We start from the raw sequence: 18,963 nt of genomic DNA, 5'->3' as shown, positions 1-18,963 counted from the left end.
AGCGCATCAGTGGATGGAGGGGACGGACCGGGGCCGCACGACGAGCCAGAGGGCCGACACGGCTCCTGTGAGGCACAGGGCCTGGACTGTCCCCATGGGAACTGCCGAGCCGACGCCCAGCCAGCCAACCACGGGCGGGATGATGCCGGCCATCAGGAAGTTCGAGGCACCCAGCAGGGAAGCCGCGGTTCCGGCTTGCGCGCCATGATTGGCCAGGGCGGTCACCTGGACGCAGGGGAACATGAAGCCGGTAGCAAGGATGTAGAACCACAGCGGGACCATGACGCCCCACAGGCCGAAGCCGAGCAGGTCGAACACCACGATCAAAAGGGCCATCAGCAGCATCCAGGCAGTGGCGAACGCCATGATCCATTGGGGTGCCACCCGCCTGATGACCCTGGAGCTGATTTGGACGCCGGCGACGATGCCCAGTGAATTGACACCGAACAGCAGGCCGTACTCCTGCGGGGAGAAGTTGTAGACCTGTTGGAACAGGAACGTGGACGCGGAAAGGTAGGCAAACAATCCGCCGAAGTTGAACCCGCCGACCAGCAGCATCCCGACGAAAATCCGGTCGGCGAACACGGCCTTGTAGCGTTGGCCCGCCGTCGACGTCCTCTGCCGGCGGAGCTCGGCAGGATACGTTTCCCGGATGAGGAACACCGCAGCAATGATCACGAGGATTCCGTAGCTTGCCAGGAAGTAGAAGATCCCGGGCCATGGCATCACCAACAGCAATTGTGAACCGATGATTGGAGCAAGAATGGGCGCCAGGCCATTCACCAGCGACATGCGGGAGAACATCCGCACCATGGCGTAGCCCGCGAAGAGGTCCCGGACCATCGCCATGGCCACCACGCCACCGCCGGCTGCGCCGACGCCCATGAGGACGCGGAACAAGGCGAGTGTGCTGATGTCCGAGGACAGTGCTGCGCCGAGGGAGGAACCAATGTGCAGGGCCGTCGCCAGAATCAAGGGCATGCGGCGCCCGAACTTGTCGCTGAACGGACCCACCACCAATTGGCCAATGGCGAAGCCCACCGTTGTGCCGGTCAGGGTGAGTTGGATCGCAGCCGCCGACACGTCGAAATGATGCTCCAGTGCGGGAAACGCCGGCAGATAGAGATCCACGGTAAATGGACCCAAGGCGGTCAATGCGCCAAGTAGCAGGATATAGAGGAGTTTTTCGCGTCTGCTGAGGGAATCGCCCGGTACGGGGGGAGTGTTCACGGTGATCAATCCTATGTGCGACAGATCATATTTATCAGCGATGGCTGGGCGCGCCGCTGGACCGTCCCGGAAGTTGAGGCTGAAGCTGAATGGTAGTTTTGTGGACAGATGCGCGTGGGCGGTGGTAATCGTCTCCGTGCCGGAGCCGGGTAGGAGCAAGATGGAAGCAGTGAGGCGGAACCTATGAGTGGACGTCATAGCGGCCGGGTTGGCCAACGCCCGGGCATTTCGGCGTTGCCGAACACCCTGAAACTTGCGGCCCGGCTAGCGCCGCGGCAGCTCAACGACGAAATCAGCCTGGCCAAGCTTGAACTTAAGGGCAAAGGCAAACAGTTGGGCATTGCCGGCGCTTTCGTTGGCGTCTCGCTGATCTTTGTCTCTTTGCTCGTTATCGCCCTGGTTGTGGCGGCCATCCTGGGCCTGGCCACGGTCATGCCCCCGTGGCTGGCTGCGCTTGTGGTTGCGGCTGCGTTCCTTTTGATCATCCTCATCGGGGCCCTGATCGCTTTCCGCGCGTTCAAGGGGGCCATGCCGCTCGTGCCTGAGAAGACCATCCGCGGCCTCAAGCACGATCTCGGCATCGTCAAGGAGGGCACTTCCTTCGACGCCAGCATCCTCGATCCTTCTTCGGAGGCCTTCAAGGCTGCGGAGGCCGCGAAAGCCGCCGCGGCTGAGCAAGCCAAAGCCGAAAAAGCCGCCAAGGCAGAAGCACAAAAAGCCGGGCAACCCCCCGCCCCAAGCGAAGCTGAACTGCTCCGACGTCTGGAGCAGCGCCGCGAGCACCTCGCCGACGTTCGCGACCAGCTCGGCGTCGAGCTCGACGTCAAGACCCAGGGAAAGGTCCTGCGCGACGTTGCCGGGCAAAAGCTCGACGACGGACGCCGGTTCGCTGCCGACAAACTCGCAGATTTCAGTGAAAAGGTTCCGGCCGGGCTGCCGGAGCGGCTCGCCGCGCGCTGGAAAGAACTATTTCTCTTTGCCGCTTCCGCCACGGTGGCCGCAGTAGGACTGCGGAAGCTGTTGAAGAAGTAATCGGGACGGCAAGCAGCAGCGTCTGCTGCGGACTACGGAAAGGGGGACAGGTGAAGTTCATCGGTGCAGGCGCACGCCCGGGCCAGCCACAGACCGACCACGATCTCATCTTCACCGTCCCGAATTTCCTGACTGTGTTGCGCTTCATGGGCGTCCCGCTGTTCGTGTGGCTGGTGCTGTGGCAAAAGGAATACGGTTTCGCGGTGCTGGTTCTCGCCATCATGGGCGGGACCGACTGGGTGGACGGCTACGTCGCGCGGCGTTTCAACCAAACCTCCAAACTGGGCCGTATCCTCGATCCCGTCGCAGACCGCCTGGCACTCATCACGGTCGCTGTCACGCTCGTCATCGCCGGGGTGGTGGACTGGTGGTACCTGGCCGCCTTGGTGGTGCCCGACGTCGTCCTTGCCACAGCGTCGTTTTTCTATTTCCATAGCCACCCCGACCTCCCGGTGAGCCGGATCGGCAAGATCCGGACGGCGTTCCTGCTCCTCGGCACGCCTCTCCTGGTCCTCTCCAAGCTCGCGATTCCCTACACCACTGCCTACTTCGCGATCGCGTGGGTCTGCCTGGGCTTGGGTCTGATAGGACACTGGGTAGCTGCGTACAACTATTTCTGGGCAATCCTCCGTAAGGGCCGGGAACTCAGAGCCAACGACGGCGGTCCCCGCTGATGGTCTGGTTGGCGGTCCTTCTTGCGGTGCTTGGTGCGTTCTGCCTTGCCATTGGCGCCCAGCGCCAGGGCAGCGCGGTCAAAGCGGACACCGGGGGCCTTGCCCTGAGTTCCCACGGTTTCCTGAGGCTGCTCCGTAATCCGCGGTGGATGTTCGGCCTGCTGTTGCTTGCCTTGGGCATGGGCATGAACGCCATTGCCTTGGTGTCGGCACCCTTGACCGTGGTGCAGCCCATCGGGGCCATCGCCTTGGTCATCACCACGGTGGTCAACGCCAAGGACCAGGGACTCAGTATCAACCGCGGCACGGTGGTGGCGATCTCTGCTTGCGTGACCGGTTCGGCGATGTTCGTCCTGCTGGCCGTCAACGCCACCCAGGAGAACCACCACGTCAGCGGCGAGGACGAAATAACCATCGTTCTCCTGCTGGCACTCGCCGTCGGGCTTTTTGGAACACTGGCTGCCATGTTCCGGCATCGCATGAGCGCTTTTGTCTACATCCTGGGCGCCGGAGTGTTGTTCGGGTTCGTTGCTGTCCTGACGCGCATCATCGGCCGGCACCTGCTGGACCCCAACGGGCACTTCCTGCTCAACGTGCAGTGGTACACCGTGGTCGCCATTGCCGCTGCCGGCGGGCTCGGCTCGTGGTTCGTGCAGAGCGCCTATTCAGGCGGGCCGCCGGATCTGGTGATCGCAGGGTTGACTGTGATCGACCCCATTGTCGGAATTGCCATCGGGATCGCAATTTTGGGTGAGCTTCGTCCCGATGTCCACGCCGTGCTGGCAATCGCCATGGCTGTGGCCGCTTCCCTTGCTATCGTTGGGGTTATTGCCCTGAGCCGGCACCATCCCGAGGTCACCAAGAGAAAGCGTGACGCGAAGGCGGCAGCAAGCCGGAAGGCCTAGGGCAGAGTTCGACAACCGTGCCCCGCACACCCGCGGCAGGCGACCGGCGAAGACACCGCAGGCCAAACGTTTTGCGATGTTCGCACCGTGACCATCAGGAGTTCTCCACGTGACCGTTCCCGAAACCAACAAACCCCTCACCATCCTGATCGCGGCGGAGACTTACCGCCCGCAAGTCAACGGTGCTGCTCAGTTCGGGTACCGGCTTGCCAAAGGCATGAAGGCACGGGGCCATGATGTCCACGTGCTGGCCTGTCGGGCGGACAACGGCAAGAGCTTCACCGAGTTCGGGGATGAAGGCACCGTGCACCGCTTGAAGTCCCACGGAGTCTTTACGCACGAGTACTTTCGCATCTGCTACCCCTGGGAAATCAAGAACGACATCCGACTGCTCTTCGACAAGGTGCAGCCCGATGTCGTTCACATCCAAAGCCACTACATGATCGGCGAACACGTTCTCTACGAGGCGAAGAAGCGGGGCATCCGGGTCATAGCCACCAACCACTTCATGCCCGAAAACCTGAACCCGTTCCTGCCGTTCCCGCAGTGGTTCAAAGACATCATCGGCCGGGTCTCGTGGAAAGACATGGGCAAGGTCATGGGCCAGGCCGACGTCGTCACCACTCCCACGCCGCTTGCCGCGAAGGCCATGCACCAGCACGCTTTCCTTCGCAAGGTCCTGCCTCTGTCCAACGGTATTGACGCGGCCGCTTACGAACTGAAGCCGGGCGAAGAGATCGAGCCGCACGCCAACCCCACCGTTCTCTTTGTCGGCCGCCTTGCCGAAGAAAAGCATGTGGACGTCCTGATCGATGCTGTCGCCAAGACTCCCGCCGAACTCAATGTGCACCTTGAAATTATCGGAGGTGGCGAGGTCCGGGCGGCACTGGAAGCCCAAGCCAAGCGCCTGGGCCTGGGCGAGCGGGTCAGGTTCCTGGGCCTCGCGAGCGATGAGGACCTGAGGAAGGCGTACATTCGCGCTGACCTGTTCTGCATGCCCGGAACAGCCGAACTGCAGTCCCTCGTGACGCTCGAGGCGATGTCGGCGTCGACGCCGGTGCTTCTCGCCAATGCGATGGCCCTGCCGCACCTGGTGCGCGAAGGCGAGAACGGGCATCTGTTCACGCCTGGGGACAGCAACGAGCTGGCTGCCAGGATCACCGAGCTATTCCGTCTGCCGGCGGGTGAACTCGAAGCCATGGGCAAGGCAAGCCGCGCCATGGTGGAGCCGCACAGCATCGAAGGCACCCTGCAGACGTTCGAGGACCTCTACCGCGGGGCGGGCTATGAGGACAAGGTCATCTAGTCAGCTGGATCCGGCGCGGTCTCCCGGTTGGCGTCGCGAACCGAATTGTTTTGCTAGAGTGTTTTGGCTGGGAAGACGCTGACCAAAGCGGCCGCCCGGCCGACTCGGGGCTATAGCTCAGCTGGTTAGAGCGCGGGACTCATAATCCTAAGGTCCTCGGTTCAAGTCCGAGTAGCCCTACCCGAGAAGAGCCCCTGAGCTACGGAAACGTAGATCAGGGGCTCTTTCGTGGAAGGCGGACCCCTGCAAGTAGTCCAGTAGGTGGCTGGTGTGCCAGCCAAGTAGCAAGTCGAGTGTTCACATTCACTATGGATGCGGAGACAATATGACCAGCGCGCCCGGACTGGGAGGTGCGACTGTTCCAGGGGTGGTTGTGGGTAAGCATCATGAGTCTGGCCGGATAGTCCGCGTCGTACTTTCGCGACGCAGTTTCGTCACTGCCACCGTGATCATTGCCGCTGGCGCTGGACAGGGCGAACTTGGTAGGCGTATCACCGGTGGCGCCGCTCCCATAGCGCAGGCGACATCCCCCACAAGCTCGTCGTCGGGACCCGTGCTGGCTGCCGACAACGCCGCCGTGCCGTTCGAGCGCTCTGCCGTCCAGGCCCTGGGCAAGGACGGAACCGGGAACCTCAATGTCGCTTCGACTTCCCTTGAGCGGCCTCCCGCCGGCAAACTGTACGCCCCGCTTGAAGTGCTGGTTCGGAGCTCTCCGTTCGGGTTCAGGATCGACCCCTTCACCGGGCTGCCGGGGGAGTTCCACTGGGGCCAGGACTTCGCTGCGCCCTGCGGTACCCTCGTCTACGCGGCCGATGCCGGGGTGGTCCGGGCCGTGGGCTGGCACCCGTGGGGTGGCGGCAACCGCGTGGAAATCGACCACGGCAACGGCCTCGTCACCACGTACAACCATCTGCAAGGAATCGCTGTCGTCAACCGGCAACCGATACGGGTGGGTCAGGTCATCGCAAAAGTCGGAACCACAGGATCCTCCACAGGCTGCCATCTGCACTTCGAGACCCATCTCAACGGCGTCTACACCAACCCGATGAACTGGACGTTCCTGCCAACCAAGCAGGTGGATCCCCTCGGCGACATTCGAATGGTCAGCTACCAACCAGGTTCCGGAACCGCGCCCTCACCGGGGTCTGTCTGGTCCGTCCCTGGAGCCGTGCCCACTGACCCGGGGACCGCGCCGCCCACACAGACCGTCACGGGCGGCGTCCAGGAGGGCAAGGTCCCGGCCCAGCCGAGTACATCGCCTCCCGCGTCACCAAGCGCGACGCAGAGCCCCACGGGCGCGCCGACGCGAACGCGGACGGCCACCCCCACGGGCACGGCGTCACCGACGCCGACGCCGACGGGGACCGGGTCGGGTTCGCCGACGCCGACGCCGACGGGGACCGGGTCGGGTTCACCGACGCCGACGCCGACGCGGACGGGGGCGGGTTCGCCGACGCCGACGCCGACATTGACTCCGACCGGGGCGGGGTCGCCGACGCCGACATTGACTCCGACCGGCGCGGGTTCGCCGACGCCGACGCCGACGCGGACGGGTTCACCGACGCCGACGTTGACCCCATCGGGTTCGCCGACGCCGACGTCGACGCCGACGCCGTCGCCGACGCCCGGCAATACGAATGCCCCATCCTGAGGCTGGGTGCGGGTCAGCGCAACATAGCCGACCACTGCAGTGGCCTCAGGAGGGTGAGTTTTCCGCTTGGGCGCGGCGCGGCGTCGATGCCGCAGGCGCGGGCGCAGCGGGTGGGCAGCAGGAAGAAGTGCAGGAGAGTTCTTGCTCGCGGCGGCGCTCCCGTTCCGCGGCTACCTTGTTCTTTGCTTTTTTACGCACTTTGCTGGCGGGCATGGAGTGGTCTCCTTCTCGTCGTGGCTTGAGGCGGCAGGATTGGCTCCACTGATCGCCGGGGGCGGGGATCCATGGATTTGTTGACCAGGGGCTCGCCCGCTAGCCCGGACTGTGGAACCTCGGTCTACGGTATCTTCCGGAGGCCAAATCGGGGCCGGTCCGGCGACGCAGTGCTACCTCGGTGGGCCGGTTTCGTTGAACATTCGGGGCAACACCCGTCGGTTGTCCCGGTGCTGACCCTTGGTTCCACCTGATTGTCCGGTTGAGGTTCAACGCAACAGGCCTCTCCACGCCAGGCGTCGATGCCTTCGCGGGCAGCGGCCAGGGCGATGACCAGGGCGGCGCCTGCGTCGGCCCACCACCAGCCCAGGGCGCTGTTGAGCATCAGGCCGGCGAGGAGGACAGCGGAGAGATAGGTGCAGAGCAGGGTCTGTTTGGAGTCTGCTACCGCAGTCCGTGAACCGAGTTCGCGGCCGGTGCGGCGTTGCAGCCAGGATAGGACGGGCATGACGACGAGGCTCAGGGCCGCGATGGCGATGCCCGGTGCGGAGCGTTGCGCTTCGCCACCGCCTGCAAGGGAGCGGACCGAGTCCAAGGTGACGAACGCGGCCAGTGCGAAGAAGGAGAGCGCGATGATGCGCAGTGTCAGGTGCTCGCGTCGCTCCGGGTCCCTGGCGGAAAACTGCCACGACAAGGCAACGGCAGAGGCCACTTCTATCACTGAATCGAGTCCGAAGCCGATCAGTGCCGACGAATCCGCCATGCCACCGGCCCAGAGTGCCACGATGGCCTCGATGACGTTGTAGGTGATGGTCGCTGCTGCGAACAGGCGCACGCGGCGGCTCAGCACGGCGCGCCGGACGACGGAGGGCGAGGAAAGGCTGCCCGACGTCATGCCAGGCACTCGCCGTCAGGGGCGCAGCACGCCGGGTCCACGGCCAGCACCACTCCCAGCAAATCCGTGATCGCGCTGCCCAGCCGGGCGTCGGCGAGCTCATACCGGGTCCGCCGACCGTCAGGAACAGCCACCACCAGCCCACACCCGCGAAGGCACGTCAGATGGTTGGACATGCTTTGCCGCGATACCCCGAGGGAGTCTGCGAGATCGGACGGGTAGCCGGGTTCCGTAGCCAGAGCCAGAAGGATCCGAGCCCTGGTCGGGTCGGAGACGGCGTAGCCGAAGCGAGCCAGCACCGGGGCATGCGTGAGGGTTTCCATGGTTCAAAAGTACATCGATGGATGTATACACGCAACTATGTATTTCTCGGCATCTCAATCCCGGTGCCAACAGGACCTGAGTGATGCGCAATGCGAACGTCGCCCACGAGCGGGCAAAGTCCACAAGCCCGAAACGCCCTGCGTCATATTACGACCAGCTACCCGGCCCGCCGCCCCCTTCTCCGGGAGGGTGGTACAGTCCTTTTTGTTGAGAATCGTTCTCAACAATCACCAACAGGAAGGACGTCCCCAATGAAGGCCGTTACCGTTCAGGAAATCGCATCGAAGGCTCCGTTGAGCGCACCGCAGGGTCCGGGCACCAACGCTCTGGTTCACAACCCGTTCGCGTTTGAGGCTGTCGCCGCGGTTGCACCGTTGAGCGCACCGCAGGGCCCGGGCACCAACGCCCTGGTGCACAACCCGTTCGCGTTTGAGGCCGTGGCCGCGGTTGCACCGCTCAGCGCACCGCAGGGTCCGGGCACCAACGCCCTGGTGCACAACCCGTTCGCGTTCAGCGCGTAACACCTCAGCTCTGGCGGCGCGGAACCGAATCCGTTGGCCGCTGAACTGAAGCTCCAAGCCGCGCCCTCGTCACTGGACACGGGGGCACGAGCACCTGTCTCTTTCACGAAAGATTCCCATGTTTCGACTTGTCCCCGGACACCTCCTCTACCCTGTGGCCCCTGGCGACTGGCGCTGCGTCTCCCCGCAACTCGACTTCCTCCGCATCAGCGGACCGGAAGACGCTTTGCAGGCGGTGCATGCCAGCCTTGTCGGTTCCCGCCAGGAAGCAATGCCGCTCGACGGCGATGCCGCGACACTTCTCGGCATGCTCGTTGAGCGCGGGGCTGTGTACCGCGCAGAGGCAGAAGACCCGGTGGATGGTTCTGAGCATGAAGACGAAGTGAAGGATCTGCCCCAGACCGCCGGGAAGATCGGGATACTGGGCTCCGGCCCGGTTGCCGAAGCCCTTGTGCGGATGCTGGGCGATGGGTGCATCGTGATTCCGGGTCCCCTCGATGAGGGCGCGGCGAGCATCGTGTCTGTCCTGGTGGTGTGCTCCCTCCAGATGAAGGATGCCGAGTGGACCGCCATTGACGAGCTGTGCCAGCGCGCCGGGACTTCCTGGCACCGTGCATTCGTAGAAGGCGGCTCCCTCATTGTCGGTCCCTTCAGCGCCGGAGGCCGGACGGTGAGCTACCACGACTACCGCGCCCGCCGTCGAGCGGCAGCCGCGACCGTGGAGGAACTGGACCAGCTATGGAACTACCTGGACTCGAACGGGACCGGCTGGAACGTCTGGCCGGATGAGGGACTTTCGGCTGTTGCCGCGGGCCTCATCGCCCACGACCTCCTCTGTCATGCCAAGGGGCTGGACATCCCGGGCGGCCGTTGCGAGACGGAGATCGATCTTGGCGCGGGCACCATCACCCGCCATACCGTGTTGCCGTTGCCTTCAGGTATCGCGCAGTGAACGCGGTTCCGTGGGCGAACCAGAGGGTCCCGTCCGGCGATGATACAGCCCTCTTTGCCGACTGCCATGTGCCGCCCGAATCGGAATGGCCGGTAACCGCCGTAGTCACCCGCACGCCTTATGGCCGCTCGAAACATCTCGCGGAGGGCAGGGGGTGGCGCCGGCACGGCTACGCCTACGTTGTTGCCGATGTGCGCGGCCGATACGATTCCGACGGCGTGTGGGAACCCTACCGAAATGAGCGCTCCGACGGCGCAGCCCTTGTCGATTGGATCCAGGCACAGCCATGGAGCGACGGCCGCGTCGTCGCCTACGGCGGCTCCTACTCCGGATACACAGCCTGGGCCATGGCCGTTGAGCGCCCAAGGGCGGTCGCCGCCGTCGTGAGCCTGGGCCCGTCGATGTCGCTGGCCCGCACCAAGTTCTCACCCTCCGGAGTGCTTCGCCTGGCCGAACACGCTGCGTGGTGGGCCGAGCGAGGCGACGCCAGGACCAGCCGTGACGGATTCGCCGCACTCTTTTTCGCTGAAGAGCCTGAGGCTTTGGATAGCCTGCCTGTGGTGGATCTCGACGCCCGCCTGGGTACGGAGATGCCCAGTTGGCGGAACATTGTCCTGGCAGGCCCGGAAGCCGTGAACGGCGAGGAAATCCGGGACCATGAACTGGAGGCTCTGACGATGCCCACCCTCCATGTTGGCGGCTGGCATGACCTCCTGCTCCCGGAAACCCTCGACCATTGGCGGACGGTCGGCGAAGATGTCCCCGGATCCACGAAACATCTGCTGATCGGGCCCTGGCTTCACGATCTGCCGTTCTCGACCTCTCCACGCGTCGGAGACCGCGACTACGGTCCGGACGCGATCCGGCCCTGGGGCAAGGAGCTGGTCGAATGGATCGACGCCGCCTTGGCCGGGCGCCTTGCACGCAGGGCCGCCGAAGTGTTTGTCATGGGAGAGAACCGTTGGAGCATTGCAGAGTCCTGGCCGCGGTCAACACGGATACACAGCTGGACCGCCTCCGGTGCCACCCTCGTTGACCGCGAGGAGTACGACGCCGTTGCCGCCCCTGACGCCCGGTCGGCGGAAGAGCACACGGTCAGGTACTCGCCGTCGGACCCGTTTCCGTCCCACCCCGAAGGACGCGACCGCTCGGCTCTCGCGACGCGCCCCGACGTCGTGAGGTTCACCACCCAGGCGCTCACCGCACCGCTGCGGATCGACGGCCCCGGAAAGGTCCGATTCAGGACCCGCTTCGACACCGACGTCATTGACTGGGTGGCGAGGATCACCGAAATCACTGCGGCAGGAGAGATCTTCGAGCTCACCGCCGGCGAAACGACCATCAGCACGCCGGACCCGGCCGCTGTGGCCATCGTCCCGCTGCTCCCGGTCGCCGTCACGGTCCCGGCCGGTTCCCGACTGGGCTTGGAGCTGACGGGCAGCGACTTCCCGCGCCTGGCCCGCAACCTCGGACGCCCCGGCAGGGATCGCTACCTGGCGGCCTCCGGAGACCCCATTATCCAGAGCGTCGTGGTCTCTTCCGAGTACCCGCTCCTCCTGGAGCTCCCCATCATCGGCACCACCGAACCCACCGAAGGGCTGAGCACATGAACAGAGCATCGTTGGTCAACCCGAGGACGGGGCTCCTGACGTCCGTCGCCCGATCCGCGCAGGATCCCCGGATGCCCGCCGCCTGGGTCGGCTACGGCGCCACAGTCTCCCGACCCGACCGATTCGCCGGATGGCGTGCCGACGGCTTCGGCTTCGGCGCTTCCCTGGGCATCGAAGCCGCGGCTCGGGGCGCGGCGATAGGCGAAGCCGTGGAACGCTACTGCGGAAACGCCGTTCCTCAGGCACTGCGCCGCGCGAGCTGGAATGAACTCAAGAACGCCGGGGAAGACGCCCTCGATCCCCACACCCTGGCCCTCTATTCGCCCGAGCAGTACGCGCTGCCCGGGTTCCCGTTCGAACCATTCGGCCGGGACCTCACGGTGAACTGGGTCCAGGGCACCGATCTGGCGGAGCAATCACCTCTCTGGGTGCCGGCGTCGCTGGTCTACCTCGATTACATTCACGGTCCCCGCGTCACGGAGCCGAAACTGCACTCCCTGATGTACTCCGGTATCGCGGCCGGTACCTCCCGGGCCAGCGCCGAACGCGGGGCGCTCGAGGAACTTATGGAACGTGACGCCTGCACGATCTGGTGGGCCAGCGGCGCCTCCACGAAAGAACTGGACGACGACGGTTTGGTCACCGGGGCACTTGGCCGGCCCGGCGGTAGCAGCGAACTGAGGATCCGGCTCCTGGAGATCCCAAGTGACCTGCCGGCTCCCGTCATCGCCGCTTTCCTGGAAGATGGGTCACCGGAGGAGGGCGGCGTCGTGGCCTTCGGCAGTGCCTGCCGCTCCACCCCCGAAGCCGCCGCGACCAAGGCACTCGTCGAGGCCCTGGGACTGCTCCAGCTCACCCGGCAGCTGCTCGACCCAGCAGCGGAAGTGTGGCGCGCGGTCGAGGCGGGGCACATCGAAGACCACGTGTTCCTGCCGTACCGCCAGGACCGGTGCTACCTCGACGCCGTGGACCCGGACTACCGGACGCTCACCGACCTGCCGCCTGTCGCGCAACTCTACCTCGACCCCCGGATGAGCGGATCACCACTGGACCGGCTCCGGCCCACATTCTCGGCCCCGCTCGCCGGGATGCGCCAGGTCCCGGGGGAAGACCCAGCCGGGCACTACGTGCGCGCCCTTGCTGAACGCGGCATCCGGACCGTTTCGGTGGACGTAACCACCGACGACGTCCGCGACGCCGGATACACGGTGGTCCGGGTCATCGGTGCCGGCCTGGTGGGCAACGCGCCGCCGGCCTTCCCCCTTCGCGGCTCCCACCGCTACTACTCCGTCCCTGAGGAGCTGGGCTGGGACCGCAAGCCCAGTAACGCCGCCGAACTCATCTCCCATCCGATTCCCCTTGCCTAAGGTGACCATGAACAACCCACTGTCGCTCGTCAACGCCAGGACCGGAGTGGTGCGCAGCATCGAAGCACGTGCCATCCCGGCCCATTTTCCCGCGTCCTTCGCGCTCAGCCACGCGGTCCTCGCAGACAGCCGTGCGTTTTCGAAATGGCCCTCCGATGCCAGTGGCGCCGGGTACTCCTTCGCGAACCCCGAGGCTGTGTTGGGGGCAGCCATCGGGGAAGCCGTAGAGCGGTACTGCGGGAACCTCGTCCCGGCGGGACTCAAGCGCGCGAGCCGCCGGGACGTGCAGGCAAGCGGAGCGGCCGCGATCGGACTGCAGGAATTCTGCCTCTTCTCCCGGGAACAATACGCCCGCCCCGGCTTCCCGGTCCCGGCCCCCGATGCTGACACAGTCATCGACTGGGTCCCCGCGCAGGATCTCGTGGACGGAACAGACGTGTTGGTTCCGGCGAGCATGGTCTGGGTCGCCCATTCGCTCCTCGTCGAGCCCGTCCGCCACCCGGTGATCCAAGCCGGACTGGCCACTGGCCGGTCACTCGAGGAAGCCCGCTGGGGCGGGCTGTGCGAGGTGATCGAACGCGACGCGATGACCCTGTCCTGGACAGGCGGGCGCGGCGTACACGAACTCACCGTCCCGAAGTGGCTCGCGGACTTCTCGCGCGGACCGGAAGGGCGCCTGCGGACCCGCTGGCTGCTGTTCGCCACGGAATTCGGCGTCCCGGTCATCGGGGCCTTGGTGTTCGACGAAACCACTGGATACCTGACCCTGGGCATGGGCGCCGGAGGCGATCCGGTGGCCACGGCACAGAAAGCCTACGGCGAAGCATTGCAGCTGCAGCTTTTCGTCAGCGACTACGACGATCCGCATGGTCCATACATGGCCGCCGCGCAATCACCTTCAAGCCCGCTCAAACCCTGGCGCCAGGACCGGTCTTACTCCAAGGATTACGCCGCGGACCTCTCAGATGTGGTCGACTACGGCTGCCACCTGCAGCTGCACATAGACCCTGTCATCCAGCGACGTTTCCTGGATGAGCTGGAAACGAGCATCCGCGGGCGGCTAGCCCTCGATGAACTGTCCGACGAATGGACAGGGGAAGACCGGCTGGAGCGTCTGGTTTCCGCCCTTGCATCCCAGGGACACCGCGTCCTCTGCGTCGAGGCAACCACCGAGGACATCGCCCCCACAGGTCTGCGGGTGGTCCGGATGGTTGTGCCGGGCCTGTATTCGAATGCCCCGCATGCCCTGCCGTTCCTGGGTGGCACCCGGCTTCACCCGGTCATCCGCCGATCTGTCCCGCTGCCGCACTGACCACTCCTGGAAAGGACACCTATGCGCACCACCGCTCACCCGGGCACCCCGGGCAGGGTCCGCCTGACCGCAGCCGGTCCCGGTGCTCAAAGCACTCCACGCGCCACGCGGAGAATTTCCTTGCGCTTGGCCTCCGTCCTGCTGGTCATCCTGACACCGGTGGTCGTGGCCCTCGCAGTCGCCCTCGGTCCGGTGACCATCGCCCCTGGCGATGTCGTCTCGATCGTCCTCCACCACCTGTTCGGGGCTGCTCCGACGGCGGCGGCCGTCGACGACCACATCGTGTGGGAATTCCGTGTTCCGCGCGTGCTCCTTTCCCTTCTCGCCGGGGCCGCCCTGGCCGTCGCCGGCGCGGTGCTGCAGACCGTGATCCGCAACCCGCTGGCCGATCCCTATGTGCTGGGAATCGCCTCGGGGGCCTCTCTCGGTGCGGTCAGTGTCCTGGTCCTGGGCGCCACGGGTGCCGGGTTCCTTGCCTCCCTGGGCGTCTCGGGTGCCGCGTTCGCCGGGGCCGTCGTGACGCTCGCGATCGTGCTGGCCCTGGGCCGCCGTCACGGCCGGCTGGACCCGCCCCGGCTGATCCTCTCCGGCGTGGCCGTGACCTACCTGTTCCAGGCCGGCACAAGCTTCCTGCAGCTGACGGCTTCACCGGACAAACTTTCCACCGTGCTGTTCTGGCTCCTCGGTTCCGTGGCAGGGGCCAAATGGTCCGAGTTGGCGGTGCCCGCCGTCGCCGTGGTGCTGTGCCTGGGATGGTTGCTGGGCCAGGGCCGCAGGCTGAACGCCCTCATGATGGGGGACGATGTTGCGTCCGCCCTCGGGATCGACTTGGGCCGGTTCCGCACCGTCCTGCTGGTGATCTGCGCGCTGCTGACCGCGCTGGTCGTCGCGGTGGCCGGCGGCGTCGGCTTCGTCGGTCTCATCGCTCCGCACTTTGTCCGGCTGCTCAGCGGCTCCAACCACCTCCGCAGCCTTCCGCTGACCTCCCTTGTGGGCGGCTTGTTCCTGGTCGTCGCGGACCTGGCCGGCCGGACCGTGGCCGCACCGCTCGAACTGCCACTCTCCGTCATCACTGCCGCCGTAGGCGTCCCTGTGTTTCTGTTTGCCTTGCTGCGCCGCCGCCCGGGGGTGCCAGCATGAGAGTCACCTTCGATTCCCTGGGGGTGCGCCTGGCAGGCCGGAACCTGGTCGGTCCCGTCAGTTTCATCGCGGAAACCGGCGAGTTCGTTGCCCTTGTCGGCCCCAACGGGAGCGGCAAATCGACGATCCTCAAGACGCTCTACCGAGCGATGCAGGCCACGACAGGAACCGTCCGGCTAGGCCCCGATCTGCTCGCGGAGCTGAGCCCGCGGGCGGCGGCGCAGCGGCTCGCCGTCCTTGCGCAGGAACACGGCACCGACTTCGACTTCACGGTCCTGGACGTGGTCTCCGCCGGACTGACGCCGCGCAAGCGGATGTTCCAGACCGATACGCGCGAAGACCGGGACCTCATTGCCGCGACCCTTGCCAGAATCGGTATGGCGGAGCATGCACCGCGATCATTTTGCACGCTCTCCGGCGGCGAGAAACAACGGGTCCTGCTTGCGGCAGCCCTCGTCCAACAGCCACGAGTGCTCATCCTGGACGAACCTACCAACCACCTCGATATCGCCACCCAACTGGAGATCCTGGACTTGGTCGCCTCGCTGGGAATCACGGTGCTCGCTGCCTTGCACGACCTCAATCTGGCCGCAGCCTACTGCGACCGGGTCTACGTCATCAAAAACGGCCTCCTGGTCGACGGCGGCACTCCAGCCGAGGTCTTCCGCTCCGAACTGGTGGCTGAGGTCTTCGGGGTGGCCGTCAGTATCGGCGAGAACCCCGCGACCGGCCGACCCCATCTCTTCTTCAGTTCCAACCCCAACTGATCCACCCCAACAACGCGAAAGAGAATCATGTTAACAACCCCTGCCCCTGGCCGCCTCGGCGCGGCTGCCGTGTCCCTGGCTGTGCTGACGAGCCTCGCCCTGGGCGCATGCTCGGCCCCAGGCCCCGTTGCCGCGGCGGCCAAGGAAAGCTCCACGCCACAGCCGGTCAACGAAAAGAACTGTGGACGCCAGCTTCATTTCGACACCCCGCCCAAGCGCATCGTCTCCCTCTGGCCGGCCGTCACCGAAATGCTCATCGCGCTCGGGGTCAAGGACCGCGTCGTCGGCCAGGCCTTCACCGACCAGTCGCCGCCCCTGGCGGAGTACGCGGACGCCTACAAGTCCATTCCAGTGCTCGCGACGAACAGTGTCTCCCGCGAGCCACTCTTGAATTCGCGTCCGGAACTGATCGTCGCCGACGGCGAATACCACTTCAACGGAACCGAACTTCCCACCATCGATGACCTGAACAAGCTGGGAGTGCAGGTCTACATCATCAGCTCCTTCTGCAACGGGCAAACGACCACCGGGCACGTCGCCGACGCCGCGACCGATCTCGCCGCACTGGGCCGGATCACCGGGGCAGAAGGTACCGCGAAAACGCTCATCGACGCCCAGGCAACCGAACTCGACAAGGTTGCGAAGAAGACCGGCGGAGCCGAGCCTGTGCCGCTGGCACTGGTCCAGTTCTATGACAACGCTCTCTACGCCGACGCCCGCGGCATCTACTCGGACGTCGTCGAACGGGCAGGCGGGAAAAACATCTACGACAACGACCTTCCGGCCGGCCAGTATTACGCGCAGGTCGCCGTCGAAGACCTTGCCAAAAAGAACCCGGGCACCATCGTTTACCTGTACAACTCCGAGGAAGACAAGGCCGCCCAGCTCGCGGCGATCCGCGAGAAACTGCCCACCGTGGATGCGGTAAAGAACAACCGCCTCTACCCGCTGCCCTCCACGGACTTCATCGGCTCCCGCGCGGTGGACGGAGTGCGCGAGCTCAGCACACTGCTGCACCCCTGACATGACCAGGCTCCTGACCCGGCGGGCAACCGGTCCTTTCAAGTACTTCCTGCTCTCCCGCAGCGTGTCGTGGGCAGGCAACGCCGTGTCAGCGGTCGCGCTGCCGATCCTGATGTTCCAGGAAACCGGCAGCGCGGCCATGTCCGGGCTGCTGGCGGTGTGTGAAGCCGTGCCGTACCTGCTGTTCGGACTTCCCGTCGGCGCCCTGGTGGACCGCTGGGACCAGCGCCGGACCATGACCGTAACCAGCTGGCTGAGCGCCGCCGTGACGGCAACCATCCCGCTGGCCGCGGCCGCGGGGATCCTCGTCCCAATGCATCTGCTGGCCGTGGCGACGCTGCTCGCTGTGCTCTTCGTCTTCTTCGATGCCGCCAGTTTCGGCACGATCCCGGCGCTTGTCGGCCGGGACGGAATTGCCGGCGCCACGGCACGCATGCTGACAGTGAGCACCGTGATCGGCATCATCGGCCCCGCCGTCGGCGGTGTCCTGACCGCGGCCATCGGCGGCGCCTGGGTCCTGGCGATCGATTCCGCCAGCTACATTGCCGGCGCCCTGATCCTGGCGCGAATCCACTGGCACCAGCCTGAGCGCGAGGTCCGCCGGGGAATCGACCTGCGTGCCGAGATCGCAGAGGGGATCAGCTTCATCCGCCGCACCCCTGTCATCCGGGACCTGACCCTGGTCGGAATCGGCAATAGTTTCACCGGGGGCGCCGTCGCCGGGCTTGTCGTGGTCATGGCCGCGCAAGGGCTCGGACTCAACGCCGGAGATGGAACCATCGGCCTGCTCTTCGGCGGCGCCGCCGTCGGGAGTCTTGCCGCTGCCCGCCTACTGGAACCCGCGCAGACACGGTTGAGCATCGGCGCGATTACGCTCGGCGCCCTCGCCTTGAATGCGGCCTTCCTCGGTGCCTGGGCAGCCAGTAGCACCCTCGCCGCAGGAATCCTCGCACTTATGGGCTGGCAGGCAACGAACTCCCTGGTCTCCCTCAATGGAATCGTGGTCCGCCAGAGCCTGACTCCCGCTTCCCTTCAAGGCAGGGTCAACACTACGGCACGCATGATCGCCTGGGGTGGCCAGCCCTTCGGCGCAGGCATCGGAGGGCTCTGCGCCGAACTCTGGGGTGTCCGGCCCGCTCTTCTTATCGCGGGAACCGGGGCGCTGCTCTCGCTGGCAGCAGGCTCACTTTCGAGCCTGCCACGGGCAGGCACGCTAGGACATGTCCGCGCCGCCACGGACATCGGCTGATCAGCGCCGTCGTCTCCGCTGGTCACGACCTGCCCGGAATAATGGCCCCGGAAATGTTCCGGGGCCATTTCTCATTGGGAGGTCTCAGTGTTCGTCGTAATGGCCCTCATGCTCGGCGTGCCGGTGGCCGTCATGGACGTAGTCCATATGGTCCCCATGCTGGACAGCTTCATGCGTGCAGTCTGCTCCGCCGTGCTGGTGCTCGGCCGGAGTGTGCTCGGCCGGATCGTCATGTTCGTCGTAGTGGCCTTCGTGCTCGGCGTGCCGGTGGCCGTCGTGGATGTAGTCCACGTGGTCCCCATGCTGGACCGTGACGTGTTCGCAGTCCGCTCCGCCGTGCTGGTGCTCGACGGGTGTATGTTCAGCCTTGACTTCCTCGGTCATGTTGTCCTCCTTCGCATACGCCGGGCGTGGACCGGCGCTAGCGTTCCTGGCTGTGTGTGATGGCGTCTTGGATGACGTGGGCCACGTGATGGTCGGTCAGGGAGTAGATCGTCTCGCGCCCGGACCTGGATGCCGTGACCAGATTGATCCCCCGGAGCAACCGCAGATGCTGGGAGACCAAGGGCTGAGACAACTTCGTCGTCTCAGTCAGTGCGCTTACGGACGAGGGCTCATGCGCAAGCGCGGACAGGATGAGAAGCCGCGAGGTGGCCGACAGGGCCTTGAATAACTCTGCCGCCCCGGTAAGGGACTCCTCATCAGGATTCACATAAAGATATAAGCATGTACCTATATATCAGGTCAACAGTTTTCCACGCAGGGCTCGAGGAATCTCCGCCTACGTCCAAG

19 protein-coding genes, 1 tRNA gene and 1 pseudogene are annotated in these 18,963 nt (G+C 65.4%); 15 read left to right on the top strand and 6 right to left on the bottom strand.

Going from position 1 to position 18,963, the window contains the following annotated elements:
* Positions 1–6: 6 nt before the first annotated feature.
* Positions 7–1,236, bottom strand: a complete 1,230-nt coding sequence (locus AB0O52_RS00980; RefSeq protein ID WP_364532679.1) for a multidrug effflux MFS transporter — start codon at positions 1,234–1,236, stop codon at positions 7–9.
* A gap of 177 nt (positions 1,237–1,413) precedes the next feature.
* On the opposite strand from AB0O52_RS00980, the gene AB0O52_RS00975 reads away from it, so the two are divergent.
* The 6 genes and pseudogenes from AB0O52_RS00975 to AB0O52_RS00950 all read left to right on the top strand — a co-directional run.
* Complete coding sequence (locus tag AB0O52_RS00975; RefSeq protein WP_364532056.1) at positions 1,414–2,262, top strand: phage holin family protein; 849 nt, start codon at positions 1,414–1,416, stop codon at positions 2,260–2,262.
* Positions 2,263–2,312: 50 nt separating this feature from the next.
* Complete coding sequence (locus AB0O52_RS00970; protein ID WP_364532053.1) at positions 2,313–2,936, top strand: CDP-alcohol phosphatidyltransferase family protein; 624 nt, start codon at positions 2,313–2,315, stop codon at positions 2,934–2,936.
* The gene (locus AB0O52_RS00965) at positions 2,936–3,841 is read left to right on the top strand and encodes a DMT family transporter (protein WP_284984022.1); all 906 of its coding nucleotides are present in this window, start codon (positions 2,936–2,938) and stop codon (positions 3,839–3,841) included. Before AB0O52_RS00970 ends, AB0O52_RS00965 begins: the two co-directional genes overlap by 1 nt.
* A 109-nt stretch (positions 3,842–3,950) precedes the next feature.
* Complete coding sequence (locus AB0O52_RS00960) at positions 3,951–5,147, top strand: glycosyltransferase (RefSeq protein WP_364532050.1); 1,197 nt, start codon at positions 3,951–3,953, stop codon at positions 5,145–5,147.
* A 106-nt stretch (positions 5,148–5,253) separates the two neighbouring features.
* Positions 5,254–5,327 (top strand) — tRNA-Ile (locus tag AB0O52_RS00955).
* Positions 5,328–5,472: 145 nt separating this feature from the next.
* Positions 5,473–6,132 (top strand): annotated as a pseudogene (locus AB0O52_RS00950) (M23 family metallopeptidase); the annotation flags it as partial.
* A gap of 122 nt (positions 6,133–6,254) precedes the next feature.
* Here the strand turns inward: AB0O52_RS00950 and AB0O52_RS00945 are convergent.
* The 3 genes from AB0O52_RS00945 to AB0O52_RS00935 form a co-directional block, all read right to left on the bottom strand.
* Positions 6,255–6,833, bottom strand: a complete 579-nt coding sequence (locus AB0O52_RS00945; protein WP_364532715.1) for a hypothetical protein — start codon at positions 6,831–6,833, stop codon at positions 6,255–6,257.
* A 302-nt stretch (positions 6,834–7,135) separates the two neighbouring features.
* Complete coding sequence (locus tag AB0O52_RS00940) at positions 7,136–7,906, bottom strand: cation transporter (protein WP_364532047.1); 771 nt, start codon at positions 7,904–7,906, stop codon at positions 7,136–7,138.
* The gene (locus AB0O52_RS00935; RefSeq protein ID WP_364532044.1) at positions 7,903–8,229 is read right to left on the bottom strand and encodes a winged helix-turn-helix domain-containing protein; all 327 of its coding nucleotides are present in this window, start codon (positions 8,227–8,229) and stop codon (positions 7,903–7,905) included. Before AB0O52_RS00935 ends, AB0O52_RS00940 begins: the two co-directional genes overlap by 4 nt.
* 252 nt (positions 8,230–8,481) lie before the next feature.
* Between AB0O52_RS00935 and AB0O52_RS00930 the strand changes: the two genes are divergently transcribed.
* The 9 genes from AB0O52_RS00930 to AB0O52_RS00890 all read left to right on the top strand — a co-directional run bounded on the left by AB0O52_RS00930 (position 8,482) and on the right by AB0O52_RS00890 (position 18,171).
* Complete coding sequence (locus AB0O52_RS00930; RefSeq protein ID WP_364532041.1) at positions 8,482–8,751, top strand: streptamidine-related RiPP repeat protein; 270 nt, start codon at positions 8,482–8,484, stop codon at positions 8,749–8,751.
* 118 nt (positions 8,752–8,869) lie between these two features.
* Complete coding sequence (locus AB0O52_RS00925) at positions 8,870–9,703, top strand: hypothetical protein (RefSeq protein WP_364532038.1); 834 nt, start codon at positions 8,870–8,872, stop codon at positions 9,701–9,703.
* Positions 9,700–11,313, top strand: coding sequence for a CocE/NonD family hydrolase (locus tag AB0O52_RS00920; RefSeq protein ID WP_364532035.1), 1,614 nt, complete (start codon positions 9,700–9,702; stop codon positions 11,311–11,313). The genes AB0O52_RS00925 and AB0O52_RS00920 overlap by 4 nt, the downstream gene beginning before the upstream one ends.
* Positions 11,310–12,680 (top strand): YcaO-like family protein, encoded by a 1,371-nt coding sequence (locus AB0O52_RS00915; protein WP_364532032.1) that lies wholly within the window; start codon positions 11,310–11,312, stop codon positions 12,678–12,680. Before AB0O52_RS00920 ends, AB0O52_RS00915 begins: the two co-directional genes overlap by 4 nt.
* Positions 12,681–12,687: 7 nt before the next feature.
* Positions 12,688–13,992, top strand: coding sequence for a YcaO-like family protein (locus tag AB0O52_RS00910; protein ID WP_364532029.1), 1,305 nt, complete (start codon positions 12,688–12,690; stop codon positions 13,990–13,992).
* Positions 13,993–14,013: 21 nt separating this feature from the next.
* Positions 14,014–15,132: an iron ABC transporter permease gene (locus AB0O52_RS00905; RefSeq protein ID WP_364532026.1), complete on the top strand. Its 1,119-nt coding sequence runs from the start codon at positions 14,014–14,016 to the stop codon at positions 15,130–15,132.
* Positions 15,129–15,899, top strand: a complete 771-nt coding sequence (locus AB0O52_RS00900) for an ABC transporter ATP-binding protein (RefSeq protein WP_364532023.1) — start codon at positions 15,129–15,131, stop codon at positions 15,897–15,899. The genes AB0O52_RS00905 and AB0O52_RS00900 overlap by 4 nt, the downstream gene beginning before the upstream one ends.
* Before the next feature lie 27 nt (positions 15,900–15,926).
* A complete protein-coding gene (locus AB0O52_RS00895) occupies positions 15,927–16,922 on the top strand; it encodes an ABC transporter substrate-binding protein (RefSeq protein WP_364532020.1) in 996 nt (331 codons plus the stop codon).
* A 1-nt stretch (position 16,923) separates the two neighbouring features.
* Positions 16,924–18,171, top strand: a complete 1,248-nt coding sequence (locus AB0O52_RS00890) for an MFS transporter (RefSeq protein ID WP_364532017.1) — start codon at positions 16,924–16,926, stop codon at positions 18,169–18,171.
* An 84-nt stretch (positions 18,172–18,255) separates the two neighbouring features.
* Here the strand turns inward: AB0O52_RS00890 and AB0O52_RS00885 are convergent, their stop codons facing one another.
* Together AB0O52_RS00885 and AB0O52_RS00880 are read right to left on the bottom strand one after the other, a co-directional pair.
* A complete protein-coding gene (locus AB0O52_RS00885; RefSeq protein WP_364532014.1) occupies positions 18,256–18,555 on the bottom strand; it encodes a hypothetical protein in 300 nt (99 codons plus the stop codon).
* A 37-nt stretch (positions 18,556–18,592) separates the two neighbouring features.
* The gene (locus AB0O52_RS00880) at positions 18,593–18,883 is read right to left on the bottom strand and encodes a metalloregulator ArsR/SmtB family transcription factor (protein ID WP_364532011.1); all 291 of its coding nucleotides are present in this window, start codon (positions 18,881–18,883) and stop codon (positions 18,593–18,595) included.
* Between the last annotated feature and the right edge of the window lie 80 nt (positions 18,884–18,963).

The organism is Arthrobacter sp. NPDC080073 (assembly GCF_040686575.1).
Taxonomy (GTDB): domain Bacteria; phylum Actinomycetota; class Actinomycetes; order Actinomycetales; family Micrococcaceae; genus Arthrobacter.
The sequence above is the reverse complement of the archived record's forward strand: the minus strand, read 5'-3'. Positions and strand labels throughout refer to the sequence as shown.

Coding starts and splice junctions, on each gene's coding strand:
- AB0O52_RS00930 (WP_364532041.1), top strand. CDS start 8,482: ATGAAGGCCGTTACCGTTCAGGAAATCGCATCGAAGGCTCCGTTGAGC.
- AB0O52_RS00915 (WP_364532032.1), top strand. CDS start 11,310: ATGAACAGAGCATCGTTGGTCAACCCGAGGACGGGGCTCCTGACGTCC.
- AB0O52_RS00935 (WP_364532044.1), bottom strand. CDS start 8,229: ATGGAAACCCTCACGCATGCCCCGGTGCTGGCTCGCTTCGGCTACGCC.
- AB0O52_RS00890 (WP_364532017.1), top strand. CDS start 16,924: ATGACCAGGCTCCTGACCCGGCGGGCAACCGGTCCTTTCAAGTACTTC.
- AB0O52_RS00900 (WP_364532023.1), top strand. CDS start 15,129: ATGAGAGTCACCTTCGATTCCCTGGGGGTGCGCCTGGCAGGCCGGAAC.
- AB0O52_RS00910 (WP_364532029.1), top strand. CDS start 12,688: ATGAACAACCCACTGTCGCTCGTCAACGCCAGGACCGGAGTGGTGCGC.
- AB0O52_RS00925 (WP_364532038.1), top strand. CDS start 8,870: ATGTTTCGACTTGTCCCCGGACACCTCCTCTACCCTGTGGCCCCTGGC.
- AB0O52_RS00885 (WP_364532014.1), bottom strand. CDS start 18,555: ATGACCGAGGAAGTCAAGGCTGAACATACACCCGTCGAGCACCAGCAC.
- AB0O52_RS00965 (WP_284984022.1), top strand. CDS start 2,936: ATGGTCTGGTTGGCGGTCCTTCTTGCGGTGCTTGGTGCGTTCTGCCTT.
- AB0O52_RS00895 (WP_364532020.1), top strand. CDS start 15,927: ATGTTAACAACCCCTGCCCCTGGCCGCCTCGGCGCGGCTGCCGTGTCC.
- AB0O52_RS00905 (WP_364532026.1), top strand. CDS start 14,014: ATGCGCACCACCGCTCACCCGGGCACCCCGGGCAGGGTCCGCCTGACC.
- AB0O52_RS00940 (WP_364532047.1), bottom strand. CDS start 7,906: ATGACGTCGGGCAGCCTTTCCTCGCCCTCCGTCGTCCGGCGCGCCGTG.
- AB0O52_RS00975 (WP_364532056.1), top strand. CDS start 1,414: ATGAGTGGACGTCATAGCGGCCGGGTTGGCCAACGCCCGGGCATTTCG.